The sequence below is a fragment of the Sinorhizobium sp. 7-81 genome, from assembly GCF_030124405.1.
Lineage (GTDB): Bacteria > Pseudomonadota > Alphaproteobacteria > Rhizobiales > Rhizobiaceae > Sinorhizobium > Sinorhizobium psoraleae.
In genome coordinates this window covers 139,530-166,207 of sequence record NZ_JASKLT010000005.1, presented here as the reverse complement: position 1 = coordinate 166,207, position 26,678 = coordinate 139,530, and the positions used below count along the sequence as shown (strand labels likewise).

Sequence of the window (26,678 nt, the reverse complement as noted above, 5' to 3'; positions counted from 1 at the left end):
GGAACGTTTGGATCGCGGCTGCAACTGAGCGGGCAATGAAAAACCGGCCTTGTCCGTGCGGGGTACAAAGCCGGTTCCTCTCATGCTCAATTCCGGCAGTTACAGCAAAATGCCTTCATGCGCGTTTTTTGTGACACTATTATTTACGCTGACGATTGGTTCACCGGTTTTTTCATCGCGATGGACGGAAATCCGGTGTGTCGCGCCATTCACCCTGACCTCGGCGGAATAGCCAGTCCATTCCGCCGGCAGCACGGGCCGAATCACCAGCTTCTTACCCTTCTGGCGAATGCCGAGTATGCCCTCGACGCCGGCGCGATAGAGCCAACCGGCCGAGCCCGTGTACCAGGTCCAGCCGCCCCGTCCCGCGAGTTCGCCCTCGCCATAGACGTCGGCGGCGACGACATAGGGCTCCACCCTGTAGTGCTCGGCATCGTCGCGGCTGAGCGCATGCGATACGGGGTTGAGCATCTGGAAGGTCCGCCACGCCTCTTCCGCCCGCCCCTGAGCGGCAAAGGCCAGCACGACCCAGGTGGCCGCATGGGTATACTGGCCGCCGTTTTCGCGCACGCCCGGGGGATAGGCCTTGATGTAGCCGGGGTCCTGCTTGGTCTTCTCAAGCGGCGGCGTGAAGAGCCGAACGATCCGTTTTTCCGGATCGACGAGCTCCGCCATCACCGCGTCCATCGCGTACTTGGAGCGGTCCGCCTCGCCCTCGCCTGAGAGCGCACTCCAAGACTGGGCGATGGAATCGATCCGGCACTCGCCGTTGTTGGCGGACCCGAGTGGGGTGCCGTCATCGTAGTAGCCGCGGCGATAGTAATCGCCGTCCCAGCCGGCGCCGTCGAGCGCCTCTTTCAGCATTTCGAGATGCGCCTCCCAAAGCGTGGCGCGCGGTTTGTCCTTCCGCTCCCGGGCATGGGGCAGGAAAGCACGCAGCGCGCCTGCAAGGAACCAGCCGAGCCAGACGCTCGTGCCCTCGCCGGCGATGCCGACGCGGTTCATGCCGTCGTTCCAGTCACCGCCGAGGATGAGCGGCAGGCCGTTGGCCCCCGTCCGCCTGATCGCGAGATCGAGCGCACGCGCGCAATGCTCGTATATGTCGGCGGTCTCGTCGGCGATCTCCGGCGTGTAGAAGCTGTCATGCTCGCCCTCCTCGAGAGCAGGGCCGACAATGAAGGGAGCCTTCTCCGCAAGAATATCGGACGTGCCGGTGACCGCGCAGTAATGCGCAACCGCATAGGCGAGCCAGACGACGTCGTCGGAAATCATCGTGCGAACACCGGCACCGGTGCCGGGCAGCCACCAATGCTGCACGTCGCCCTCGACGAACTGCCGAGAGGCCGCATTGAGGATCTGCGCCCGCGCAAGCTCCGGCCGATGCACGAGAAAGGCAAGCGTATCCTGCAGCTGGTCGCGGAAACCGTAGGCGCCGCTTGCCTGATAGAAGGCCGAACGCGCCATTATCCGGCACCCGAGGCTCTGATAAGGCAGCCAATGATTGACCATGTGGTTGAAGGCCCTGTCGGGCGTTTCGACCTTCACGACGCCGGTGAATTCGCTCCAGAATGCCTTCGCCGCCTTGAGCGTGGTGTCGAAGGCAGTCGCTCGCAATTCGGTGACGATCGACTGCACCTGGTCGCCGTTGTCGGCGTCTCCGAGGAAGAAGGTGATTTGCCGCTCGGCACCCGGTTCGATGACGAGATCGGTCGAAAGCGCCGCGCAGGCGTCGCCATCGGCCTCCGCGAAACCGGTCAATGCAGCGCCAGCGATGACCGCTCGCGGCGCCAGGATCCCGCCCGCCTGGCCAAGGAATTCCCGGCGGCTGACCGTGAAGGAGTCGACCCGCGCGTCGATGGCGAGGAACGCCGAACGGCCGGCATAGTCGATGCTGTACGGATTGGTCGCGACGAGCGCCTGCGCGCCGTCATGCCATTCGGACAGGACGAAGGGGGCCGTGCGGCCGCGATTGTTGCCGAGGACCCATTCGGCATAGCCGTAGATCCGCAACTGCCGCGCGGACGCACCGCGGTTGCGGATCGAGAGCCGCACCAGCCTCGCCGGCAAGGTCGCGTGCACGGTGTGCACCGCCTCGATCTCGAGTTCGTCCTGTGTGCTTGCGAAGCTCGAATATCCAAGCCCGTGGCGGGCTTCGAACACGACCGACTTGCGTCGCGAGAGCGCGGCATAAGGCGTCAGGATCGAGCCGCTCGCCATATCGCGGACGAAGATCGCCTCGCCCGGGCGGTTGACCACGGCATCGTTCGTCCACGGCGTGAGCTGGTAGTCGCGCGAATTGCGGCTCCAGGAGAACGCCGAGCCCTCGGCGGAGACATGGAAGCCGAACTGTTGGTTGGATATGACGTTGATCCACGGATGCGGTGTGGCCTCGCCGCCACGCAGCCGCACGACATACTCACGCCCCTCATCCGCGAAGCCGCCGAAGCCGTTCCAGAACTCGAGCCCGTCGCCGCTGATCTCGGCGGCGGCAGGCTCGCCCGCCTCCTCGATCACCGCCAGCAACCGCTGTTTGCCCTCGACCGTCTTTGCCGCAGGTTTCGCGTAGAGCGCGGTGGCGCGCGCGATCTGATCGGAGATTGTGCCGTTTCGGGCATGGAAGACGGCGCGCGAAGCAGAAAGCAGCGTCGACCAGGTCTCGGTCTCCATCAAATCGCGGCGCACTGCGAAGATATGCTGCCGCGGGCCGTCGGAAAGCCCGCGCAACCGCAGGTTTTCGCACATCGAATCGAGCGTGTGCTGCAGGTCCTGCGCATAGGAGGACGCTCGCTCGTTGATGATGACGAGATCCGCAGTGATGCCGCGCGCTCTCAGATATTCCTGCGCACGCAGCGCCTCGCGGGCGATGCCGAGGTCGCCGTCGTCGTTGATCCTCAGGCAGAAGATCGGGAAATCGCCCGAGATCGCCAACGGCCACAGCGCGGACTGGGAGGCAAGTCCCGCCTTGAGCGTCGCCGTGTCGGCGCGAAGGTGCATGTCGGGATAGACCAGATAGCGGCCGAGCATCTGGAAGCTTGCCGCCTCCTGGGATGTCACGCCGACATGGCGCATCTGCACCTGGCTGCGCGTCCAGGCATGGATCAGTTCGTGATTGAAGGTTTCCGGGTGGCGATAACGGTCGATCGCCCGATCGACAGCTTCGCGGTTCGGCGCTGCGATCGTCCAGAAGATGACGCTCACTTTCTTGCCCGCCGGGACGCGCACGACGCGACGAAGCGCCATCACCGGATCGAGCGTGAAGCCGTCGGTTCCCGAAAGCGCCACGCCGGGATCGAAGGCGGCGGCTTCCGCAAGCGTGCGCCCTTGGCCGATGAAGCGGCGGCGGTCCGTTTCCGCCTGGGTGTGGCGCTCGCTGCCGGCATTGTCGGTGATGAGGTGCGCGACCTCCATGTCTGGATCGCCGGGGCTGCGCTTGTTGCGCGACACCCGGATAACGTCGCCCTGGCGGCTGATCTCGGTCCGCAGGAACATCTTGGAGAAGGCGAGATGCGCGCTGTCGGCCTCGTCCGTGGCGAGCACCGGCTCGGCATAGGAGGTCACTTCGATGAAGCGATCTTCCGTACCGGTGTTGAGCAGGATTACGCGGCGGCCTTCCGCATCGTGCTCGGTCGCAACGATGCATTCGACTTCGCTCGTGAGATCGCCGACGGTCTTGACGAACTCCGCCTTGTCGTCGCCGAAGCGGGTCATGGTCTTTTCGCCTGGCGCGCGACGCGGTTCGGCCGTGGCCGACCACCAGTCGCCGCTGACGGTGTCGCGCAGGAAGATGAACGTGCCCGTCCTGTCTTCGACCGGGTCCGGTTTCCATCGCGTGACCGATTGGCCGTTCCAGCGCGCATAGCCGGCGCCGGTCGCGGTCAGCATGATCGAATAATGCCCGTTCGACAGGAAGACCGTTTCCCGGTCCTGCGTCAGCGGATCCTCGATGACACGGACTTCCGGACGCAGAAGCTCGGCCTGGCCCTTGCCGAGCGATTCCGGCTCACGCTTGGCGGTCATCACCGGAATGTCGCGCGGCGCCTTCTCCTGCAGCAGCAGTTCGGCCGCTTCGATCACCGGGTCGGCATGGAACCACTCGCGCAGACGCCCGTTGAACACGACGTTCGCGACGGCCGCGACCGACATGCCGTGATGGTGCGCATAGTAGTTGCGCACGACGGCGCATTTCTGCCCTTCGGGGACACGCGTCGGCGTGAAATCGACAGCATCGTGGAAACCGTAGGCACCGAGAGCGCCGACCTCTCTCAGCCGCGCCAGGTTGGCGAGCGCCGACTTTGGATCGTACATGCAGGCGAGAATCGACGCATAGGGCGCGATCACCGCATTCTGGCCAAGGCCGCGCTTCAGCCCGAGGGTCGGCACGCCGAAGTTCGTGTACTGATAGGTCAGTTCATGGTCGCGCGCGTTGAATGCCGCTTCGGAGATGCCCCACGGTGTTCCGAGACGGCGGCCGTGATTGATCTGCTCCTGCACGACCAGATTGTTCGTCTGATTGAGAATGCCGCCCTGCCGCTCCTGCATGACCAGCGGCGGCATCAGATACTCGAACATCGAGCCGGACCAGGAGACGAGCGCGCCGCGCGCGCCGATCGGCACGATCGGACGCCCGAGCTTGTACCAGTGCTCCGTCGGCAGATCGCCCTTGGCGATCGCAAAAAGGCTCGTCAGGCGCGCTTCGGAGGCGAGAAGATCGTAGCAGGCCTCGTCGAGCTCGTTGGCGTTGACGCGGTAGCCGATTGAAAGCAGCCGCCGTTCCGGCCGGAAAAGGAAGCCGAAATCCATCGAGAAGGCGATATCGCGTGCGCGCTCCTTGAGCACGAGGAGACGCTGGCGCAGCGACTCGATCGCGCCAAGGTCGAAGACGCCGTCGGCGATATGCGCCTCGCAGGTGGACACCAGTGAACCCGCCCACTTCGCCACCTCGGCGCTCTGGCTGGTGCGGACTTCGTGATCGAGGTTGGCAGCGAGCTTGTGCATGTCGCGTGCAAGCACCGCCAGATTGATCACGCGAATCGACGCGAATTCACGCTCGCGCTTGATGGCGGCCAGTGCGTTCTGGAAGCCGACGATGCGCTCTTCGATCAGGCGGCGCAACGGCCGCACGGTCTTGCGGTCGTCGGGCAGCTCCTTCAGCGTTTCCGAGAGAATGGCGGCGACGTCGCCGATACCGTCGAGACTGCCCTGGACATGGGCGGAAGGTGCCTCGGCCCATTCCCGGCACATGGACGACACCGCGATCAGATGGCCGGCAAGATTACCGCTATCGACCGACGAGACATAGCGCGGCTCCATCGTTTCGAGCGATCTCGTCCGGTACCAGTTGAAAAGATGGCCGCGGAATTTCGGCATGCGGTCGATCGTGGCGATGGTCTGCTCGAGCCGCGTGATCGTGTCTTCGAAACCGATCCAGCCGAAATCGCGGGCCGACATCACCGACAGGAGATAGACGCCGATATTGGTGGGCGAGGTGCGCTCCGCCAGCACCGGCTGCGGCGTTTCCTGGAAATTGTCCGGCGGCAGGAAGTTCTGCTCGGCCGTCACGAAGGTCTCGAAATAGCGCCAAGTGCGCCGGGCGATCTTGCGCATCTCATCGATCGCTTCATCCGAAACGACCAGCTGGTCCTCGGTCTCGGCCGACTGGCTGACAAACCAGGCAACTGCGGGCGAAACCGCCCAAAGGAGCGCGAAGGGGATGCCGATGAAGGGCAGGCCGGTATCGGATACCGCGGCGAGTGCCAGCGAAACGACGGACAGAGCCGGCGCGGTCCACATCGCGCGGAAATAATCTCCGATCGAGCCGTGGCCGGCACTCTGAACCTGCGCGGCGGTGCGCCACTCAAGCATCAGCTTGCGGCTGACGAAGGTGCGGTAAACCGAACGAACGGTTGCATCCGCCATCATCGCCGCGTTGTGGGCGATAAAGACGATGCGCAGCGCGACCTGGGCGTTGGCGGCGCGAATTTCCGAAAGCACCGTGTGCAGATGCGCCCGTGCGACGATGTCGTTGCGGCGCGGCATCAGGCCAGAGATCAGCGAGAGCGTCGGCGCCACGAACAAGCTGAAGATCAGCACGATCTGCCAGATCAGCGCCTCGGTCGGCTCCATGTAGTACCAGCCCATGACCGAGGCGACGAGCCAGGCAACGGGGATGAGCGACCGGCGCAGGTTGTCGTACATCTTCCAGCGGCCGAGCATCGACAGGCCGTTCGCCGGATTGAAGATATAAGGCAGGAGCTGCCAGTCGCCGCGCGCCCAGCGGTGCTGGCGCGACATTTCCACCTCGTAGCGGGTCGGGAAATCCTCTACGAGCTCGACGTCGGTGACGAGCGCGCAGCGCGCATAGGAACCTTCGAGCAGGTCGTGACTGAGCACTGCGTTTTCTTCGATCCTGCCCTTGAGGGCCGCCTCGAAGGCGTCGACATGATAGAGACCCTTCCCGGTGAAACTGCCTTCGCCGACGATGTCCTGATAGACGTCGGAGACCGTGAAGACGTAGGGATCGATGCCGCGATTGATCGAGAAGATGCGCTGGAAGGCTGAGGCCTCGCTGCCGGTGGTGAGCGACGGCGTCACACGCGGCTGCAGCAGGCTGTAGCCGGTGAGCACTTCCTGCTTCGCGGTGTTCACGACCGGCCGGTTGATCGGGTGATAGAGCTTGCCGACCAGCTTCGTCACCGCGTCGCGCATCAGGCGCGTGTCGGAATCGAGCGTCATCACGTACTGGACGCCGTCCGGAACCATGTTGGCGCCCTGGAGGAACGAGGTGTCGCGATCCCCGCGCAGAAGAAGGTTGAGCTCGTGGAGCTTGCCGCGCTTGCGCTCCCAGCCCATCCAGACACCCTCGGCCTCGTTCAAGAGCCGACGGCGGTGCAGCAGGAAGAAGCGGGTCCTGCCGTCATAGGCGTAGCGGGCCGAAAGCGAGGCGATTTCGCGCTTCGCATATTCGAGGACATCCATATCCGCGGGCGTTTCCTCGAACTTGCTATCGGCCCAGTCGCTGAGCAGAGCGAAATAGATTTCGCCGCGCGGGTTGGCGAGATAGTGGACCTCCAGATTGCGCACCAGTTCATCAACATGGTCGCGCTTGGCGATCAGACAAGGGACGACGACGAGCGTGCGCGCATCTTCCGGGATGCCGTTGATGAACTCGTAGCCGACGAGCCGCGACGGCCGGACAACGAGCGTGACGAGCGTGTTGAACAGCCCCATCGCGCCTTCCGAGGCGGGCAGCGCAAAGAGCAGCAACATGATCAGTTTGGCACCGCTCGGGATCTCCATCGGGCTGACGAAGGCGTAGACGGCGACCATCGCCAGGATGGTGAGGAGAATGTTCGGTCCGGCAATCGCGAACCAATCGAGCCTGCGGCCGAAGCGGATGATGCGCTGAAGCGGCGACGGCGAATAGCCGATCCTCTTCTCCAGCTCCAGGTGCTGCTTGCCGACCAGGAAAGAGCCGACATTCGGTTCCTGCAGGGGCGCTTCGACAGCCGCTGCCGCCCTTGATTCCTCGACCATCGCGATCGCGATCTGCGTCACTTCATGCTCGCTGTGACCGGAGCGGCGCGCCAGCTTCTCGATCGTGTCGCGGTATTTGTTGCGAGAGCCGAAATCGAGGGCGGCATAATCGGAGCCGTCGCGAAGCGTCGCGTCGATCTTGCTGACGCTCTCGAACCAAACGGCCCAGTCGGTGTCGTCGATTTCGCGCAGGCTGCGAATGATGTTGCTCATCGTCGCGTTGCCCGACGAGAGGCGATTCTGTTCCGCAACGAGCGCCTCCTCGACGTCGGTGCCGCGCCTTTCAAGCCTTTCCTCGATCCAGCCGATCACCACGCCAGAGGTCTGGGAACCGTCGCGCATGCGATAGAGAAGCTGCGCGATGAACGTATTGTCCGCGGCAAGCGCCTCGGATTCCGCGAGCAGCGCCCGGCACCTCTCCGGATCGTTGAGGCGCACGATCTGGTCAGCGACCTCGTTCGCCTTCTGCCGCATGCCGCGCGAGCGCTCCACGCGGATCGCGATCCGGCGCAGATTTTCGATGAGCACGAAACGCAGGATCGACGGCAGCGCCCACAGCTCGCCGATCTTGAAGGTGTCATGCTGCTGAAAGCCCTCGACCATCGCGGTGATGTTTTCCCGCGACACGGTGCTGTGGGTGTGAGCGACATAGAGCCAGGCCAGCGCCATCGTGCGCGGGATGACGACATCCGACACGGAAAGCGTCGGCAGCTGCCGATAGAACCTGCGCGGAAAATCGCGCCGGACTTCCTGGATCGCCTCCTCGACGACATGGTTGTTGTCGAGGAGCCACTCGGCCGCCGGCGTGATAGACGCGCCGGCCTCGACGTCGGCCGCCGTCGCGCGATAAACGCGGAAGATTTCCTTCTCGTTTTCGCGATGCCGGGCGCGGAAATCGAACGAAAAGAAACCGGGCAGCGAGGAGGCGCCGTTCAGCGCGAGGTCTTCACCGCATTGCCGAAGGTCTTCGATCGAAAAGTAGGTCGAGCGAATCGAATCGTTATAATCGATTTGTTTCGCTTCCGGGTCGCGCGGTGAAGTGGACGGCTTGTTCTGAAGGAGCATGGCTGCGGTTTCTGATTCCAACCGGGGTTGAGCGGCCCGGCTTTCGTTGTTCGGCCGGGTCGATTGCGGCCCTGATGATTCAAGCTTCGCCGGCGCGTTTTTAGACACGGTCATGTGTCCTCCCATCCGCCGTCATCCTCCCGAAGCCGGGAAAGCGCCGGAAACGGGCGCCGCCTGGGATTTGGGCATCGGAGATCGCAAAGCCGGCGGCGCGTTGGATTTCACGGCCGCGTGATGCATGAAAGTGGCATTTTTTAGCCGCAGTGTCAGCAGCTTGCAAGGATTGCGAGCGCAGGTTCGGACGAATTGAGCAAGTCCGGAACGGAAGAAAGCGTGCCATTGCGCACACTCCCGCCGGTTCGTTGAACGTTCGTGTCAAATCAGCCCCTTCCTGGTGTTTTGCAGCATGACATGTGTTGCAGCGTGGCGGCACGAAACGTGGCGCAGTGGCCAAGGTCCGCTTCAGGCGGTCCGCAGCGGCTCGAACTCAACCGACCTGTTCGGTGATCCATTCCCTGAAGGCGAGGCTGATCGGGTTCTCACGCTTGCCCTCCGGAACGGCGAGATAATAGCTGTTTTCGGTCTGCATAGGTCGGTCGAGAACGATCCGCAGCGTGCCTGCGGCGAGTTCCTGCTCGATCAAATAGCGAGGCAAAAGGGCAAAACCGAGACCTGCGGTTGCCGCCTCGATGACCATCGAGAACTGGTCGAACCGGTTGCCGCGATAGGCGCCATGCCCGTCCATCCCGTTCGCTTCGAACCACTGCGCCCAGAGCTTGGGACGCGTGGCGAGGTGGAGAAGCGGTCCGCCGCCGATATCCTCGGGCGTTTCGACTGGATTGGCCTTGAGCAGTGTCGGACTGGCGGCCGGAACGATGACTTCGCTGCAGAGGTAGCTGCAGGTTGCCCGCGCCCAGACGGGCTGGCCGTAGTGGATCGCCAGATCGAAATTCTGCTCGTCGAAATCGAACGGTGCCGAACGAGAGGCAATGTTGAGAACGGTGCCCGGATGGCGCTTCAGGAAATCGGGCAGGCGCGGCACCAGCCAGCGGCTGCCGAAGGTCGGCAGCGATGCAATGGAGAGAGTGGAGTCGGCGCGCGCCGAAGCCATGGCGCGCACCATAAGCTCCTCGGTCTGGTGCAGCAGCCGGCGGACTTCCGGCAGAAACTTCTGTCCGGCTTCGGAAAGGATGACCCGCTGGCGTACCCGCTCGAAAAGCAGGACACCGAGCTGGGTTTCGAGATCCTTGATCTGCCGGCTGACGGCGCTTTGCGTGAGGTTGAGCTCCGCTGCGGCCTGGGTGAAGCTGCCGTGCCGCGCCGCGCATTCGAAGGCCTGCAGCGTCGTCACGTCAGGAACCAGTCGTCGGCTTAACTTCATTCCAGCCTCGCATCAACATAGTCAGAAGCAGCGCGATCCAAGGCTGCGTTGCTCGGATATGATCAGAAATAAGAATGACCTTGTCCTTCACCCTTAGCGCGAGGCGAGCCACAGTGAAAGAGAATAGTTTCGTATCCGCCGACGAGATCCGTTCGGCCTTCTCCGCTGCCATGTCGGTCATGTACCGTGAAGAGGTTCCCGCCTACGGCACGCTGATGGAACTGGTGGCCAAGGTCAATGCCGACACGCTGGCGGCGGACGCCACCTTGAAGGATCGCCTCGAAGCGACCGATACGCTTGACCGCATCTCGGAGGAACGCCACGGGGCGATCCGTCTCGGCACTCCGGCCGAGCTCTCGATGATGCGCCGCGTCTTTGCCGTCATGGGCATGTATCCGGTCGGCTACTACGATCTTTCGACCGCCGGCGTGCCGGTGCATTCCACCGCCTTCCGGCCGGTCGGCGACGCGGCGCTGAAGCGCAACCCCTTCCGCGTCTTCACCTCGCTCCTGAGGCTGGACCTGATCGCCGACGAGACCCTTCGCGCCGAGGCGGAAGCGATCCTCCGCGAACGCCGGATCTTCACGGCAGGCGCGATCGAACTCACCGAGAAGGCGGAGCGCGACGGCGGGCTCGACAAGGCGGATGCGGAACGCTTCGTCGCTGAAGTGCTCGAGACCTTCCGCTGGCATGACAAGGCCAATGTCAGCGCCGACATGTACAAGCGACTGCATGACGCGCATCGGCTGATCGCCGATGTCGTCTCCTTCAAGGGGCCGCACATCAATCACCTGACGCCGCGCACGCTCGATATCGATGAGATCCAGGCGCTGATGCCCGAATACGGCATTGCCCCCAAGGCCGTCGTCGAAGGTCCGCCGACACGCAAATGCCCGATCCTGCTGCGCCAGACGTCGTTCAAGGCCCTGGAAGAGCCCGTCTCCTTCCGCGACGCCGACGGCGGCTGGAAGGCGGGCTCGCACACCGCCCGTTTCGGCGAAATCGAACAGCGCGGCATTGCGCTGACGCCGAAGGGACGCGGCCTTTACGACCGGCTGCTCGATGAATCGCGCAAGATCGTGCGGCCCGCCGCCGACGGCTCCAACGCGAAGCAGTATGAAGCGGCCCTCGCCCAGGCCTTTGAAGCCTTCCCGGACAGCTGGGCTGAAATCCGTGAGGCGGGGCTCGGCTATTTCAGCTATTCTTTGACCGAAAGGGGCCGACGGACCAAACTCACCGGCAGCCGTGACCTGGATTCGTTGATCAGCGACGGCCTCGTTGAGTTCGATCCGATCGTCTACGAGGACTTCCTTCCGGTCAGCGCCGCCGGTATCTTCCAGTCGAACCTCGGCGACGGCGCCCAGCAGGAGTTTGTCGCAAGCCCGAACCAGAAGCGCTTCGAGACCGATCTGGGTGTCGCCGTTCTCAACGAATTCGACCACTATGCCGGTATCGAACAGGCATCGATCGAAAGCTGCCTTCGGGCACTGAGCGCGGCAATGGCAGCGGAATGATACGCCAGCAATGATTGGACAGGAACATATCGACGCGCTGACGAAGATCCTTGGCGACAAGGGTGTCGTCACGCGTCAGGAAGACATGCAAGCATACGAGATCGGCGCACGCTACGACCAGGGCCGCGCAGCGGCCGTGCTGCGCCCGGCGACGACGGCGGAAGTCTCGGCTGCGATCGCCTACTGCGTCCGTAATGGTCTTGCAGTCATCCCGCAGTCCGGCAATACCGGCCTTGTCTCCGGCTCGACGCCGGACGGCACCGGCAGCGAGGTCGTTCTCAGTCTCGATCGGCTCAACAGGCAGTTCGAGCTCGATAGCGACAACCGCTCGGTCCGCGTCGATGCCGGCTTTCGGCTCTCCGATCTCAACCGCCGATTGGAGGAATACGACCTGTTCTTTCCGATCGACCTTGGCGCCGATCCGCGGCTCGGCGGCATGATCGCGACCAACACCGGCGGTTCGCGCTTCCTGAAGTACGGCGACGTGCGCCACAACACGTTGGGCTTGAAGGTCGTGCTCGCCGACGAGGATGGTACCGTTCTGGACCTTGACTGCGACCTGCGCAAGAACAATACCGGCGTCGACTGGAAGCAGATCTTCGTCGGCACCTCCGGCGCCTTCGGCATCGTCACCGAATGCGTGCTCAATCTCGAGCGGGTGCCGAAACAGACGGCGACGGCTTTCCTCGTTCCGGCAGGCGGCGCCCATGTGCTCCCGCTGCTGAACGCCATGGAAGAAAGGCTCGGCGCCTATCTTTCCGCCTTCGAGGGCATGTCGAAGAACGCGATCGCCGCGGCTCTGGCCCACGTGCCGTCGCTGAAAAATCCCTTCCAGGGCGGCAACGTGCCGGACTATGTGATCCTAGCGGAAATCTCCCGCACCTGGGAGCCGCGCGAGGGCGAACAGTCGCTCGACGCCGTTCTCGAAAGCGTGCTGGCGGAAATCTGGGAGATGGAAGAGGCGCCGCTCGCCGACGCCTTCGTCGGTCCGCCACACGAGATCTGGGCACTTCGCCACGCGCTTTCCGAAGGCGTGAAGCACCTCGGCAAGCTGATCGCCTTCGATCTTTCCTTCCGCAGAGGTGATATCATGGCTTTCTGCGACCATATGAAGGCCGAGATGCCGGACAAGTTTCCCGGCGTTACCGTCTGCGATTTTGGCCATGTCGGCGACGGTGGCGTGCATTTCAATCTTGTCGTGGCAAAGGATAGCCCGCTATTGACCGAGGCGAACTTGGAACAACGCCTGCGCGATTGGGTCTTCGCGGTGGCTGTCGAGCAATATGGCGGCAGCTTCAGCGCCGAGCATGCGATCGGCCGTCGGAACCAGGCCTACTACGATTTCTACACGCCGGAAAAACTGAAAGAGATGGCCGGCGGCCTGAAAGCACTTACATCGCCGGGAAAGCTCGGCAGCGTGCTTTTCGGTTGAGCCGCGGGATGCGGAAAAGTGTGAAGCGGTTTTCCGCCCGCATCCCGCGCAACCAATAAATGAGACAAAACGGGAGTCAGTTGAGATGAACATTGCAACCAAGAAAGTCGACGTCGCCAAGGAGGCCGCCGCCCTCCTCGACAAGATGGGCGTCGCGCGCGAACTCTATGTGGGCGGCGACATGCCCTCTTACAGCCCGGTCACCGGCGAACAGATCGCGAGCCTCAAGACCGTCTCGGCCGCCGAAGCCGCGGCCCGGATCGAACGGGCCAACGAGGCCTTCCGTGCCTGGCGGCTCGTGCCGGCGCCGAAGCGCGGCGAACTCGTCCGCTTGCTCGGCGAAGAGCTGCGCGCCTTCAAGGCGGACCTCGGCCGTCTGGTCTCACTCGAAGCCGGCAAGATCCCATCGGAAGGCCTCGGGGAAGTGCAAGAGATGATCGACATCTGCGATTTCGCCGTCGGTCTCTCACGCCAGCTCTACGGCCTGACGATCGCCACCGAACGGCCGGGCCACCGCATGATGGAAACCTGGCACCCGCTCGGCGTCGTCGGCATCATTTCGGCCTTCAACTTTCCGGTCGCCGTCTGGTCGTGGAACGCAGCGCTGGCGCTCGTCTGCGGCAACGCGGTCGTCTGGAAGCCGTCGGAAAAGACGCCGCTCACCGCCCTTGCATCGCAGGCGATCCTTGAACGCGCGCTCGCCCGCTTCGGCGATGCGCCGGAAGGCCTGTCGCAGGTCCTGATCGGCGACCGCGCAATCGGCGAAGTGCTCGTCGATCACCCGAAGGTCCCGCTCGTTTCGGCCACCGGCTCGACCCGCATGGGCCGCGAAGTCGGCCCGCGCCTTGCGAAGCGCTTCGCCCGCGCCATTCTGGAGCTCGGCGGCAACAATGCCGGCATCGTCTGCCCGTCGGCCGATCTCGACATGGCGCTCCGCGCCATCGCCTTCGGCGCGATGGGCACCGCCGGCCAGCGTTGCACGACGCTGCGCCGTCTCTTCGTCCATGAAAGCGTCTACGATCAACTCGTTCCGCGCCTGAAGAAAGCCTACCAGTCGGTTTCCGTCGGCAACCCGCTCGAAAGCACGGCGCTGGTTGGCCCGCTCGTCGACAAGGCCGCCTTCGACAACATGCAGAAGGCGATCACGGAGGCGAAGGCCCATGGCGGCGCCGTCACCGGCGGCGAGCGCGTCGAACTCGGCCATGAGAACGGCTATTACGTGAAGCCCGCGCTCGTCGAAATGCCGAAGCAGGCGGGTCCGGTCCTCGAAGAAACCTTCGCGCCGATCCTCTACGTCATCAAGTATAGCGACTTCGATGCGGTACTCGCGGAACACAATGCCGTCGCGGCCGGTCTTTCGTCCTCGATCTTCACCCGCGACATGCAGGAATCGGAGCGCTTCCTCGCGGCCGACGGTTCGGACTGCGGCATCGCTAACGTCAACATCGGCACGTCGGGTGCGGAAATCGGCGGCGCGTTCGGCGGCGAGAAGGAGACCGGCGGCGGCCGTGAATCGGGCTCCGACGCCTGGAAGGCCTATATGCGCCGGGCAACCAACACGATCAACTATTCGAAGGCTCTGCCGCTGGCGCAGGGCGTCTCGTTCGACATCGAATAATCGAATAGGATCGACCATGACCATCAACGCGAGTGTGAAGGAGGCGGGCTTTCTGCCCGCCTCGCGGATTTCCTCGATCGGCGTTTCGGAAATCCTGAAGATCGGCGCCCGCGCCAACGCGATGAAGCGCGAAGGCAAGCCGGTGATCATCCTCGGCGCCGGCGAGCCGGACTTCGACACGCCGGACCACATCAAGCAAGCAGCCTCAGAAGCAATCCAGCGCGGTGAGACGAAATACACGGCGCTCGACGGCACGCCGGAGCTGAAGAAGGCGATCCGCGAGAAGTTCCAGCGCGAAAACGGCCTCGCCTACGAGCTGGACGAGATCACGGTCGCCACGGGCGCCAAGCAAATCCTCTTCAACGCCATGATGGCGTCGATCAATCCCGGCGACGAGGTGATCATCCCGACGCCCTACTGGACGTCCTATTCGGACATCGTCCAGATCTGCGAAGGCAAGCCGGTCTTGATCGCATGCGATGCAGCATCGGGTTTCCGCCTGACCGCCGACAAGCTCGAAGCGGCAATCACGCCGAAGACACGCTGGGTGCTCTTGAACTCGCCCTCGAACCCATCGGGCGCCGCCTACAGCGCCGCGGACTACCGGCCGCTGCTCGACGTTCTCATCAAGCATCCGCATGTCTGGCTGCTCGTCGACGACATGTACGAGCACATCGTCTACGACGGTTTCCGCTTCGTCACCCCGGCACAGCTCGAGCCTCGCCTCAAAGAGCGTACGCTCAGCGTCAACGGCGTGTCGAAGGCCTATGCGATGACCGGCTGGCGCATCGGCTATGCCGGCGGCCCGCGCGAACTGATCAAGGCGATGGCCGTCGTCCAAAGCCAGGCGACCTCCTGCCCTTCGTCGGTCAGCCAGGCGGCCTCCGTCGCGGCGCTGACCGGCCCGCAGGACTTCCTGAATGAGCGCACCGCGAGCTTTCAGCGCCGCCGCGACCTCGTCGTCAACGGGCTGAACGCGATCGACGGTCTCGATTGTCGCGTCCCGGAAGGCGCCTTCTACACCTTCTCCGGCTGCGCCGGCATGCTCGGCAAGGTGACGCCATCGGGCAAGACGATCGAAACCGATACGGACTTCTGCGCCTATCTGCTCGAAGACGTCCATGTCGCCGTCGTTCCGGGCTCGGCTTTCGGCCTTTCGCCCTTCTTCCGCATTTCCTATGCGACCTCGGAAGCGGAGCTGAAGGAAGCGCTGGAGCGCATCGCCGCCGCCTGCGCGCGGCTGTCGTGAGGTCGTTGACTGGCCCTCACAGACTTTCGAACTGCCCCTCACCCTAACCCTCTCCCCGCACGCGGGGAGAGGGGACGTGCCCTGTAAGACGCCGCTTGAGAAGGCCGCGAGGGGGTCCCGCGAGTCCCTTCTCCCCGCCTGCGGGGAGAAGGTCGCGGCAGCGGGATGAGGGGCACTTCGCGCTCCTCTCCTCCCTCAAAACGTCGGCGGCGTGCAGGCGCTGATCACTTCGCACGGTACCGGCCCGACGCAGCGGAACCGATGCGGCCGGCGGCTCTCGAAATAATAGGCGTCGCCCGGCCCAAGGATGCGCCGCTCGTCATCGACCGTCACTTCCAGCCGTCCGGAAAGCACGATCCCGCCCTCCTCGCCTTCATGCACCAGCGGCACCTTGCCGGTATCCGCCCCCGGCTGGTAGCACTCCTTCAATATCTGCAGGCTGCGGCCGAAGAGATTGTCGCCGATCTGGCGATAGGAAATCGGCCCCTTGCCGATCTCCACCAGTTCCTCCGCCGCGTAGAAGGCCTTGCGCGGCTTTTCCGGTTCGAAGGAGAAAAACTCGGCAAGCCCGATCGGAATGCCATCGAGAATGCGCTTCAGGGCGCCGACCGACGGGTTCGAAGCATTGGACTCGATCAGCGAGATGGTGGAGTTGGTGACGCCCGCCTTCTTGGCAAGTTCACGCTGGGAGAGATTGTGCATCAGTCGGACATGGCGCAGCCGGTTGCCGATATCGACGGTCATCGCAGATCCCGTGTTGACGTTGTTCGGTATATCGAAACTCTAGCAAGCAGTTTGCATAAAATACAGTGGCTTAGCTGAGCGAAGAAAAGGACTTGTTCGGCAATCCAAATCATGGCGTCAATCGCGAACACCACAGGAGGATGCCATGGACGCCCACAACAAGCCCAACGCCCCGGTTCTCGACAGCTACTGGATGCCGTTTACCGCCAACCGCCAGTTCAAGGCCGCGCCCCGCCTGCTCGCCTCGGCCGAGGGCATGCACTATACCAGCGTCGACGGCCGCACGATCCTGGACGGCACCGCCGGCCTCTGGTGCGTCAATGCCGGCCATGGCCGTCGGCAGATCGCCGCCGCGGTCGAGCGGCAGCTTTCGACCATGGATTTTGCTCCTTCCTTCCAGATGGGCCATCCGATCGCCTTCGACTTCGCCGAGCGGCTGGCCGAGATCGCGCCCGGCCCGGCCGGCGCCAAACTCGACCGGGTGTTCTTCACCGGCTCGGGTTCGGAATCCGTCGACACCGCGTTGAAGATCGCTCTTGCCTACCAGCGGTCGATCGGCCAGGGCACGCGCACGCGCCTCATCGGCCGCGAGCGCGGCTATCATGGTGTCGGCTTCGGCGGCATCTCTGTCGGCGGCATCGTCAACAACCGCCGCGTCTTCCCGCAACTCCCGGGCTCCGACCATCTGCGCCATACCCATGACCCGGCAAAGAACGCTTTCGTGAAGGGCCAGCCAGAACATGGCGCCGAGCTTGCCGACGACCTCGAAAGGCTCGTCGCACTGCACGGGGCGGAGACGATCGCCGCCTGCATCGTCGAGCCGGTTGCCGGCTCGACCGGCGTGCTGATCCCGCCGAAGGGCTATCTGGAGCGGCTGCGCGCGATCTGCGACACGCACGGCATCCTCCTGATCTTCGACGAAGTGATCACCGGCTTCGGGCGCCTCGGCGCCGCCTTCGCGACCGATTATTTCGGTGTCACTCCGGATCTCGTCACCACCGCCAAGGGCCTCACCAACGGCGCGATCCCGATGGGCGCGGTCTTTGCGAGCCGCAAGGTGCACGACGCGCTGATGCACGGCCCGGAAGGCCAGATCGAACTCTTCCACGGCTACACCTATTCCGGCCATCCGGCCGCCTGCGCCGCCGGCATCGCCACGCTCGACATCTATCGCGACGAGGGCCTGATGACCCGCGCTGCCGAGCTGCAGCAGGACTGGCACGAGGCGATGCATTCCCTGACGGGCCTGCCGCATGTCATCGACATCCGCACCATCGGTCTCATCGCCGGCATCGAACTGCAATCACGTGACGGCGCACCCGGCACGCGCGCCTACGAGGTCTTCGTCGATTGTTTCGAGAGGGGCCTTTTGATCCGTGTCACCGGCGACATCATCGCCTTCTCACCGCCGCTGATCGCCGAAAAGAAGCATTTCGGCGAGATCGTCTCGACTCTCGCCGACGCGCTGAAGCGGGTGAGATAAGCGACAGCAACTCAAAATGCTACAACGCCGTGCGTCTGAAAAGACGCACGGCGTTGTATTGCGTCCGGCCGCAGCGCTTCAGCGTATCAGTATCGCACGGAAATCGTTGACGTTCGTGCCGGTCGGGCCGGGCACGAAAAGGTCGCCGCTGGCCGAGAAGGCCGACCAGGCGTCGTGGCGGGCGAGATGTGCACGAGGATCGACGCCCGCCCCGCGCATGCGGGCGACACTCTCTCCGTTGGCAAAGGCGCCGGCATTGTCTTCCGAGCCGTCTATACCGTCGGTATCGGCGGCAAGCGCATCAATGCCGGTAGCGCCATCGATGTCGAGCGCCAGCGACAAGAGGAACTCGCTGTTGCGCCCGCCCTTGCCGTAGTTGTTGCCGGAAATCGTCACGGTCGTCTCGCCGCCGGAGAGCAGCACGACAGGCTTTGCGAAGGGTCGATTTCGCAACGCCACCTCGCGGGCGAGCGCCGCATGCATACGACCGATGTCGCGCGCCTCGCCTTCGATCGCGTCCGAGAGGATTGCCGCCTGGATGCCGACTTCCCGCGCGCGGGCGGCCGCAGCCTCCAATGAAACGCTCGCCGAGGCGATCACGTGAACCTCGTTGTCGGCAAAGCCAGGGCCGTCGGGACTCGGGGCACGTGCGGCATCCGACGCAAGGTGCGCCATCACGCGCTCTGGCAAGACCATGCCATAGCGGGCAACGATCTCCCGCGCGTCCTCGAGGCTCGACCAATCCGGTACCGTCGGGCCTGAGGCAACGAAGGCGGGATTGTCGCCCGGAACATCCGAGACGACGAGGCTTACGACGCGTGCCGGCGTGGCAGCAAGGGCAAGCCGCCCTCCCTTGATCCGCGAGACATGCTTGCGCACCACGTTCATCGCCGAGATCGGCGCGCCGGAGGCGAGCAGTGCCCTGTTGACCGCGATCTCGTCCTCGAGCGTCAGGCCATCGGGTGGCGCCGGCAGAAGCGCCGAGCCGCCGCCGGAAATCAGCGCCACCACCAGATCGTCCGCCGTCAGTCCCTCGACCAGCTTGAGGAGCGCGGAGGATGCCGCAAGCCCGGCCTCGTCCGGCACGGGATGCGCGGATTGCAGGACCTCGATGCGCTCGCATTTTTCGACCGGCCCATGGCGGGCGACGACGGCACCATCAAGCGGACCATCCCAAAGCCGCTCGAAGGCGGCCGCCATCTGGCTTGCGGCCTTGCCGGCGCCGATGACGATCGTGCGCCCCTTCGGTCTCTCCGGCAGATGAGCGCGGATCGCGGCATAAGGATCGGCGGCGGCGACGGCAGCCTCGAAGAGGGAGGTCAGGAAGGAGCGCGGCTCGATCGATGCCATGGAATCAGTCCGGTATCTCTAGATCATAGACGAAGACACCTTGGACGCCGCCTTCCGCCGCCGCAACGATTTTTCCACCGGTCTTGCGATGTTCCGGATCATCGAGATAGGTGTCACGCGCGGCCGCATCGGCGAAATCGACGATGAAGCCTTCGCCGTAACCCTTGTCCATGCCAAGCTCTGGGCTGACATTCGCGCCGATGTGCACGGCCAGCAGACCCGGAAGGCAGTCTTTCAGCGCGGCAATCTCGTCGAAGAGCGCCGTCTTCTCGGCATTCGTCACCGCCGGGCGGAAGCGGATGAAGACACAGTGTCGGATCATGTTTCCTCCCGACGTGAGCGATTGCAGGAAAGTAGCGGTTTCCGTCCGCCTCTAGCGAACCTCGGCACGCGCCCGCGGGCGCGTGTCGTTGCGCTCGTGCTGGAAAATCGCGGGCGGCAGCGCCGGCAGGCCGCGGATGATGTCCGCCCCCTTCTCACCCATCATGATCGTCGGCCCGTTGGTGTTGCAGGACGGCACGCGCGGCATCACCGAACTGTCGCAGACCCGCAAACCGTCGAGACCGCGTACCTTGAGCTCCAGATCGACCACCGCCGTCGCATCCGTACCCATCTTGCAGGTGCCGACGGGATGGTGATCGGTCTTGGCGTTGGCGCAACCGTATTCGAAGAGCTGCTCTTCGGTCCGGACGTCGTTACCCGGCAAACGTTCCGCGAGCACGAAGGGCTTCAGCGCCGGCTGCTGCATGATTTCGCGGGCGATCCTGAGACCCTCGAGCGAGATCTTGCGGTCGTGCGGATCTTCCCAATAGTTCGGGTCGATGAGCGGAGCGGCGGCCGGATCGGAGGAGGAAAGCCGGACGGTGCCGCGCGAGCGCGGATGCAGATAGGCGGAGTTGAGCGTGACCCCTGCATTCTTGAGGCGCGCGACGCCGGCCTCGATGCCGGAGCCGAGACCGAGATGGAACTGGATGTCCGGCGAGCGCGCATCCGGGTCGGCATACCAGAAGCCGCCGGTCTCGAACAGCGACGAGGCGACGGGGCCGGTGCGGAAGAGCACGTATTGCAGGCCCGCCCAGAGCGTGCGGTGCAGCTTGGCGACGTTGTCGTAGGTGTGATCGCCGGTGCATTCCGATATGACGAAGAGATCAAGGTGGTCCTGAAGATTGCCGCCGACGCCCGGGAGATCGTGGCGAACCTCGACGCCGACCGCGCGCAGGTGGTCGGCCGGGCCGATACCCGATTGCAGCAGCAGCTTCGGCGATCCGATCGCGCCCGAAGAGATGAGCACCTCGCGGTCCGCCCGGATCGTTTCGCTGCCCCTGGACGTCACCACCTCCACACCGACCGCTCGCCTGCCTTCGAGCACGATGCGGGCGACGCGCGCACCGGCGCGCACCGTCAGGTTTTTTCGGTCCTTGATCGGCGAGAGATAGGCAAGCGACGCGGAAGAGCGCCGGCGGTTTCGTTGCGTCAGTTGATAGAAACCGACCCCCGCCTGCTGTTTCCCGTTGAAATCGTGATTGTAGGGGATGCCGAGCTCCTGGCCCGCGCGGATATAGGCGTCGCAGATCGGCAACGCCGAGACGGGCATCGAGACCCCGAGCGGTCCGCCATAGGAGTGATAGTCGTCGGCAAAGCGCTGGTTGTCTTCGGCCCGCTTGAAATAGGGCAGCACGCTTCGGTAGTCCCAGCCGGTGCAACCGTCTTCGCGCGCCCAAAGGTCATAGTCGACGGCATTGCCGCGCGTATAGAGCTGCGCATTGATCGACGAGCCGCCGCCAATCACCTTCGCCTGGGTGTAGCGCAGCACCCTGCCCTTCATGTGCTTCTGCGGCACCGTCTGCCAGCCCCAGCTCGCGACGCCTTTGGTCATCTTGGCGAAGCCGGCCGGCATATGGAACAGCGGATTCCAGTCACCGCCACCGGCTTCAAGCAGCAGCACCTTGACCGTCGGGTCCTCACTCAAGCGGTTGGCAAGAACACAGCCCGCGGGGCCGGCGCCGGTGATGATGTAGTCGTAGGTCATTCGCTATTTTCCTCCAGAGTTTGTGATTTGGATCGTTCCAAATTACAAACACAAAACGACTCCGATGCGCATCTCCCGCCTACTCCTTCAAAGACGGCTGATGGAAAGCCCGCCATCGGCCTGGATGACCGAGCCCGTGGCGAAGCCGAACTGCCCGCCGGCGAGCCCGGCGACGATCCTGCCGATGTCGTCGGGCTCTCCCCATCGCCGCATCGGCACCAGACCATCCGCAATCAGGGCATCGTATTTGCCCGATACCGTTGCGGTCATGTCCGAGCGGATGATGCCGGGCCGGACTTCGAAGACAGAGACACCGGTCTCGGCCAATCTCAGCGCCAGGCCCTGGCTGAAGGCGGCAAGTCCCGCCTTGCTCATGCAGTAGTCGAGCCGTTCCGGCGATGTCATCGCCGCAGAGACCGAGGTGATGTTGATGATGGAGCGCGGACCAGCCGCCTTTGTCCCGAGCATCGCCCTCGACACCGCTTGGGTGAAGAAGACTGTGCCGCGCAGGTTGATGCCGACGATCGTGTCGAAGTTCTCGGGCTTCAGATCGAGGAAATCGCCGCGCACGACGGAAGCGATCCCGGCATTGTTGACGAGGCAATCGATCCTGCCGAACGCGTCGATTACCGCGTCCACGGTCGCCTGATGGGTGGAGAGATCGGCGAGATCGGCCTGGAGAAAGGTCGCCCGCACGCCGTATGTTCCGAGTTCCGCGAGCACCGGTGCTACACCATCGGCATCGCCGATGCCTGTGATGGCGATGTCGAAGCCGCTTGCCGCGAGCGCCCGCGCGATGCCGAGGCCGATGCCACGTCGGCCACCGGTGACGATCGCGACGGGACGTGTTTTCTCCGTCATGACCGAAGGTCCTCTTTAATAATGTGATCCGCGACGCGTAGTGCCTGCGCCGCGACCGTCAGTGCCGGATTTACTGCCGCCGAGGTCGGCAGGAAGCCGGCATCGACGACGAAAAGGTTCGGGTGATCGAATGCGCGGCAGTAGACGTCGAGTGGCGCCTCATCCGGATCCTTGCCGATCCTGACGGTGCCGCACTGATGCGACGGCGTGCGCTTGTCGAAGGCCCGCGCGAGAACGACCGGGAAGCCGGCCTTTCTCAGCACCGCCTTCAACTTAGCGACGAGATCGAGATGCGCCTGCCAATTGGTGCGCACCCATTTCAGTACCACGCGGTCGCCATCGACCATGACCCGGCTATCCGGTGACGGCAGGTCCTCGCTCATGGCGTAGAAGTCGATGCCGCGGGCCGAGACCTGGTTCAGGAGCCATTCCGGCATGGCCGGCATGTTCGCCTTCAGGATCGCGCCGGAGACGCGGCCGAGCAGCTGGATATTGCCGAGCGGCGGCCCCCCTGCCCCATCCGAAAGATAGAAGTCGTTGAGACCGAAGGTCTTCTGATAGATGGAGTCGTTGCGGTACCAGGGGCTGAGCGCAATCACCGCACTCGAATTGTGATTCATGAAATTGCGGCCCACCTGGTCGGATCGGTTTGCGAGCCCGGCCGGATTGCGGTCATCGGCGGAGCGCAACAGCAGGACAGCCGATTGCACGGCCCCGGCCGAGAGGATGACAAACTTCGGCGAAACGCTGTGCTCCGCCCCCTCCTTGACGTAGTGAACGGTCGCAATCGCCTTCCCGTCCGGGGCCGTCGCCAGCCGCGTCACGCGCGAACCGGTCTGCAGCCGGACGTTCGGATATTCGAGTGCTGCGGCCAGCGCCGCCGTCTCCGCATCCATCTTGCCGTCGAAGCTGTTCGGATGCGCATCCCAAGGGGTCTTGCCCTTGGCGAGCCAGCGCTCGATGTCGATGCCGAGCGGCAGCGAATAGGGGTGCAGGCCGATCTCCGCCATGCGCTTGCGAACCCTGGCGATCGCCGGTTCGTCCGCAACGGGGCCATGAGGATAATCGTGCGAGTGCGCCGGCTCGGTCGGATCTTCACCGAGCCTGCCGCGCACCTGATAGAGCGCCTCTGCCTTGGAATACCACGGCTCCAGCTCGTCGTAAGCAAACGGCCAAGCGGGCGAAACGCCGTCGAGATGCTGCATCTCCTCGAAGTCCTCCCGGCGGTAGCGGGTCAGCACCGCGCCGTAGAATTTCGAGTTGCCGCCGACATTGTAGTAATTGCCGGGATTGAAGCCGACGCCGCCCGCCTCGTACCAGGTTTCCTTCGGCCGGAAATGGCCGCGCTGGAAGATCGCCCGCTGGTCACGGTTTTCCGGGCGATCCTCGATGTGACCGCCTGCTTCGAGGATCAGGATCTCGGCGCCCGACGGCGCGAGACCCGCCGCCACGGTCGCTCCACCGATCCCCGATCCGATGATGACGATATCCGGCTCAGTCCGCATCGCCATGCTCATGCGATCCGCATCTGGCTTTGCGGATCGAAGAACACCGCCTTGTCGAGGTTGAAGGCGAGCCGCGACGTTTGACCGGGTGCGATGCGCGCGTCGGCGCGCAGTCGGGCGACGATTTCCTTGCCACCGAGACGCGTAACCGCAAAGGTGTCGGAGCCGGCCGGCTCGACCACCTCGATCAGGCACTCGCCTTCCGCGACATATTTCGCGTTGCGGTCGGCACCGTCGGGGTCCGTCAGCGCCTCCGGCCGGATGCCGAACACGACATCCTTGCCGGCATAGGCGGATAGCGCGCCGTTATGCGGCACGGCAAGCTTCAATGGTTCGGCGTTCGGCCGCGCCAGCGTGACTGCAACATCGGCGCCAGTCTTTTCGATGCGGGCGGTCAGCAGGTTCATCGCCGGCGATCCCATGAAGTCGGCGACGAACATGTTGGCCGGGTTGTTGTAGATCTCGGCCGGCGAGCCGAACTGCTGCAGCACCCCATCCCTCAAGACGGCGATCTTGGTGGCGAGCGTCATCGCCTCGATCTGATCGTGCGTCACGTAGACGATCGTCGTCTTCATCCGGTGATGCAGGCGCTTGATCTCGGTGCGCATGTCGACGCGGAGCTTCGCGTCGAGGTTCGACAGCGGCTCATCGAAGAGGAAAACCTGCGGATTGCGCACGAGCGCGCGGCCCATGGCGACGCGCTGGCGCTGGCCACCGGAAAGCTGGCTCGGCTTGCGGTCGAGCAGATGACCGATCTGCAGCATGTCGGCAACCTGCTTGATCGCCTTCTCGCGCTCCTCCTTCGGCACGCCGCGGATTTCCATGCCGAAGGCGATGTTTCCGGCGACCGTCATGTTCGGGTAGAGCGCGTAGGACTGGAACACCATGGCGATATCGCGCTTCGACGGGTGAAGCCCCGAGACCGACCGGCCGTTGATCGCGATGTCCCCCGAGGTGATCGGTTCCAGGCCCGCGATCGTGTTCAGGAGGGTCGACTTGCCGCAGCCTGACGGACCGACGAGGACGAGGAACCCGCCCTTCTCGATCTCCAGGTTGATGTCCTTGAGGATTTCAAGAGAGCCGTAGGACTTGCGCAGGTTGCTGATTTTCAAGAAAGACATGAGCTTATCCTTTCACGGCGCCGGACATCAGCCCGCGGACGAAGTAGCGGCCGGACACGATGTAGACGATGAGCGTTGGCAGGGCGGCGAGGATCGCGCCCGCGAAGTGAACGTTGTATTCCTTGACCCCCGTGGACGACGAAACCAGGTTGTTGAGCGCGACCGTCATCGGCGTCGAAAATGGTCCCGAGAACGAGGCACCGAACAAGAAGTCGTTCCAGATATTGGTGAACTGCCAGATGACCGATACGACAATGATCGGCCCGGAAGACGGCAGCATGATGCGTCGGAAGATCTGGAAGAAGCTCGCGCCGTCGATCTGCGCCGCGCGCACCAGTTCGGTCGGAAATGCCTCGTAGTAGTTGCGGAAATAAAGCGTCGTGAAGCCGATGCCGTAAACCACATGCACGAGGATCAGCCCCCAGATCGATCCGGCAATGCCTAGCACGCCGAGAATGCGCGCCATCGGGATCAGCACGATCTGGAACGGGATGAAGCAGGAGAGCAGCAGCATCCCGAAGAAGATGTTTGCTCCCGGAAAACGCCACTTGGTCAGCACGTAGCCGTTGAGCGCGCCAATGATCGTCGAGATGGCGACCGCCGGGACGACCATCAGGATCGAATTGATGAAGAAGGGACGAAGGCCGGTCGGCTGAACGCCGATCTGCGCCGTTGACCAGGCCGAAAGCCAGGGCTCGACCGTCCAGGTCTCAGGCAGGTTCAGCATGCCGCCCTGGCGGATTTCGTCGAGCGGCTTCAGCGAATTCACCACCATCACATAGAGCGGCAGCAGCGAATAGAGCGCAAAGAGGATCAGCGCCGTGTAGATCAGTGCCCGCGCCAGGCGGTTGTGCGAGATGACATTGTCTGGACTGGGGGCTCTCATTGGCGTTTTCCTCCCCGGATTTCGGAATAGAGGTAGGGAATGATGATCGAGAAGATCATCACCAGCATGATGATCGCCGAGGATGCGCCGATACCCATCTGGTTGCGGGTGAAGGTGTAGGAATACATGAACGTCGCGGGCAGTTCGGTCGCCTGGCCCGGCCCGCCGCCGGTCAAGGCGATGATCAGGTCATAAGCTTTGATCGCAAGGTGGGCGAGGACGACGAAGGCCGAGAGGAAGACGGGCCGCATCAGTGGAATGATGATCCGACGATAGATGGTGGACGTCTTCGCCCCGTCGATCTGGGCGGCCTTGATGATTTCATTGTCGACGCCGCGCAGGCCAGCCAGGAACATCGCCATGATGAAACCGGTCGATTGCCAGACGGCGGCAATGACGACGCAGTAGATCGCGAAGTTGCGGTCCTTGATCCAGTTGAAGGAGAAGCTTTCCCAGCCCCAGAGATGCATGGTGTTCTCAAGCCCGATGCCGGGATCGAGGAACCACTTCCACGCCGTTCCGGTGACGATGAAGGAAAGCGCCATCGGGTAGAGATAGATCGGTCGAAGGAACCCCTCGGCCCTGATCTTCTGGTCGAGCAGGATGGCGAGCGCCAGCCCCAGCACCGAGCAGATGGCGATATAAAGCGTCGCGAAGATCGCGAGGTTGCTGACCGCCCGCCACCAGTGCGGCAGAGCCCAGAGCCGGCTGTAATTCAGCAGACCGACGAAATTGTAGGACGGCAGCATCTTGCTGTCCGTCATCGAGAGGAAGCCGGTATAGGCAATGAAGCCGTAGACGAACACCAGGACTATGAGAAAGCTGGGGGCGAGCACGAGCTTGGGCAAAAGCTCCTGCAGCCGGGTGCGGCTATCCATGATCGTTACCACCGTTGACGTATCGTTTC

At 63.7% G+C, this 26,678-nt stretch carries 16 protein-coding genes; 5 read left to right on the top strand and 11 right to left on the bottom strand.

What is annotated here, in order from left to right; genetic code table 11:
• Positions 1–99 precede the first annotated feature (99 nt).
• Positions 100–8,712, bottom strand: coding sequence for a cyclic beta-(1,2)-glucan synthase (gene ndvB / locus QN224_RS18645; RefSeq protein WP_283977892.1), 8,613 nt, complete (start codon positions 8,710–8,712; stop codon positions 100–102).
• 373 nt (positions 8,713–9,085) lie between these two features.
• Positions 9,086–9,979 carry a LysR family transcriptional regulator gene (locus tag QN224_RS18640; RefSeq protein WP_173508666.1) on the bottom strand — a complete coding sequence of 298 codons (894 nt, stop codon included), beginning with the start codon at positions 9,977–9,979 and terminating at the stop codon, positions 9,086–9,088.
• Positions 9,980–10,092: 113 nt separating this feature from the next.
• Here QN224_RS18640 and QN224_RS18635 point away from each other — a divergent pair, with 113 nt between their 5' ends.
• The 4 genes from QN224_RS18635 (at position 10,093) to QN224_RS18620 (ending at position 15,792) form a co-directional block, all read left to right on the top strand.
• Complete coding sequence (locus QN224_RS18635) at positions 10,093–11,493, top strand: VOC family protein (RefSeq protein WP_283977891.1); 1,401 nt, start codon at positions 10,093–10,095, stop codon at positions 11,491–11,493.
• Positions 11,494–11,503: 10 nt separating this feature from the next.
• Positions 11,504–12,925: an FAD-binding oxidoreductase gene (locus tag QN224_RS18630; protein WP_283977890.1), complete on the top strand. Its 1,422-nt coding sequence runs from the start codon at positions 11,504–11,506 to the stop codon at positions 12,923–12,925.
• Positions 12,926–13,010: 85 nt separating this feature from the next.
• The gene (locus QN224_RS18625) at positions 13,011–14,543 is read left to right on the top strand and encodes an aldehyde dehydrogenase family protein (protein ID WP_283977889.1); all 1,533 of its coding nucleotides are present in this window, start codon (positions 13,011–13,013) and stop codon (positions 14,541–14,543) included.
• A gap of 16 nt (positions 14,544–14,559) precedes the next feature.
• Positions 14,560–15,792, top strand: a complete 1,233-nt coding sequence (locus QN224_RS18620) for a pyridoxal phosphate-dependent aminotransferase (protein WP_283977888.1) — start codon at positions 14,560–14,562, stop codon at positions 15,790–15,792.
• A 195-nt stretch (positions 15,793–15,987) separates the two neighbouring features.
• On the opposite strand, the gene QN224_RS18615 is transcribed toward QN224_RS18620, so the two are convergent.
• Positions 15,988–16,536, bottom strand: a complete 549-nt coding sequence (locus QN224_RS18615) for a cupin domain-containing protein (protein WP_269280225.1) — start codon at positions 16,534–16,536, stop codon at positions 15,988–15,990.
• 145 nt (positions 16,537–16,681) lie between these two features.
• On the opposite strand from QN224_RS18615, the gene QN224_RS18610 reads away from it, so the two are divergent.
• The gene (locus QN224_RS18610; protein WP_283977887.1) at positions 16,682–18,019 is read left to right on the top strand and encodes an aspartate aminotransferase family protein; all 1,338 of its coding nucleotides are present in this window, start codon (positions 16,682–16,684) and stop codon (positions 18,017–18,019) included.
• Between the two features lie 78 nt (positions 18,020–18,097).
• On the opposite strand, the gene QN224_RS18605 is transcribed toward QN224_RS18610, so the two are convergent.
• The 8 genes from QN224_RS18605 to QN224_RS18570 form a co-directional block, all read right to left on the bottom strand.
• A complete protein-coding gene (locus QN224_RS18605) occupies positions 18,098–19,369 on the bottom strand; it encodes a glycerate kinase (RefSeq protein ID WP_283977886.1) in 1,272 nt (423 codons plus the stop codon).
• 4 nt (positions 19,370–19,373) lie between these two features.
• Positions 19,374–19,691: a Dabb family protein gene (locus QN224_RS18600; RefSeq protein WP_283977885.1), complete on the bottom strand. Its 318-nt coding sequence runs from the start codon at positions 19,689–19,691 to the stop codon at positions 19,374–19,376.
• A gap of 51 nt (positions 19,692–19,742) precedes the next feature.
• Entirely contained in the window at positions 19,743–21,398 is a 1,656-nt protein-coding gene (locus tag QN224_RS18595) for a GMC family oxidoreductase (RefSeq protein ID WP_283977884.1), read from the bottom strand.
• An 87-nt stretch (positions 21,399–21,485) separates the two neighbouring features.
• Positions 21,486–22,259: a 3-ketoacyl-ACP reductase gene (locus QN224_RS18590; protein WP_283977883.1), complete on the bottom strand. Its 774-nt coding sequence runs from the start codon at positions 22,257–22,259 to the stop codon at positions 21,486–21,488.
• Entirely contained in the window at positions 22,256–23,764 is a 1,509-nt protein-coding gene (locus QN224_RS18585; RefSeq protein WP_283978047.1) for a GMC family oxidoreductase, read from the bottom strand. Before QN224_RS18585 ends, QN224_RS18590 begins: the two co-directional genes overlap by 4 nt.
• 8 nt (positions 23,765–23,772) lie before the next feature.
• Complete coding sequence (locus QN224_RS18580; protein WP_173508655.1) at positions 23,773–24,885, bottom strand: ABC transporter ATP-binding protein; 1,113 nt, start codon at positions 24,883–24,885, stop codon at positions 23,773–23,775.
• A 4-nt stretch (positions 24,886–24,889) separates the two neighbouring features.
• On the bottom strand, positions 24,890–25,771 hold the full coding sequence (locus QN224_RS18575; RefSeq protein WP_269280203.1) for a carbohydrate ABC transporter permease: 882 nt from the start codon (positions 25,769–25,771) through the stop codon (positions 24,890–24,892).
• A complete protein-coding gene (locus QN224_RS18570; RefSeq protein ID WP_173508653.1) occupies positions 25,768–26,649 on the bottom strand; it encodes a carbohydrate ABC transporter permease in 882 nt (293 codons plus the stop codon). Before QN224_RS18570 ends, QN224_RS18575 begins: the two co-directional genes overlap by 4 nt.
• Positions 26,650–26,678 lie beyond the last annotated feature (29 nt).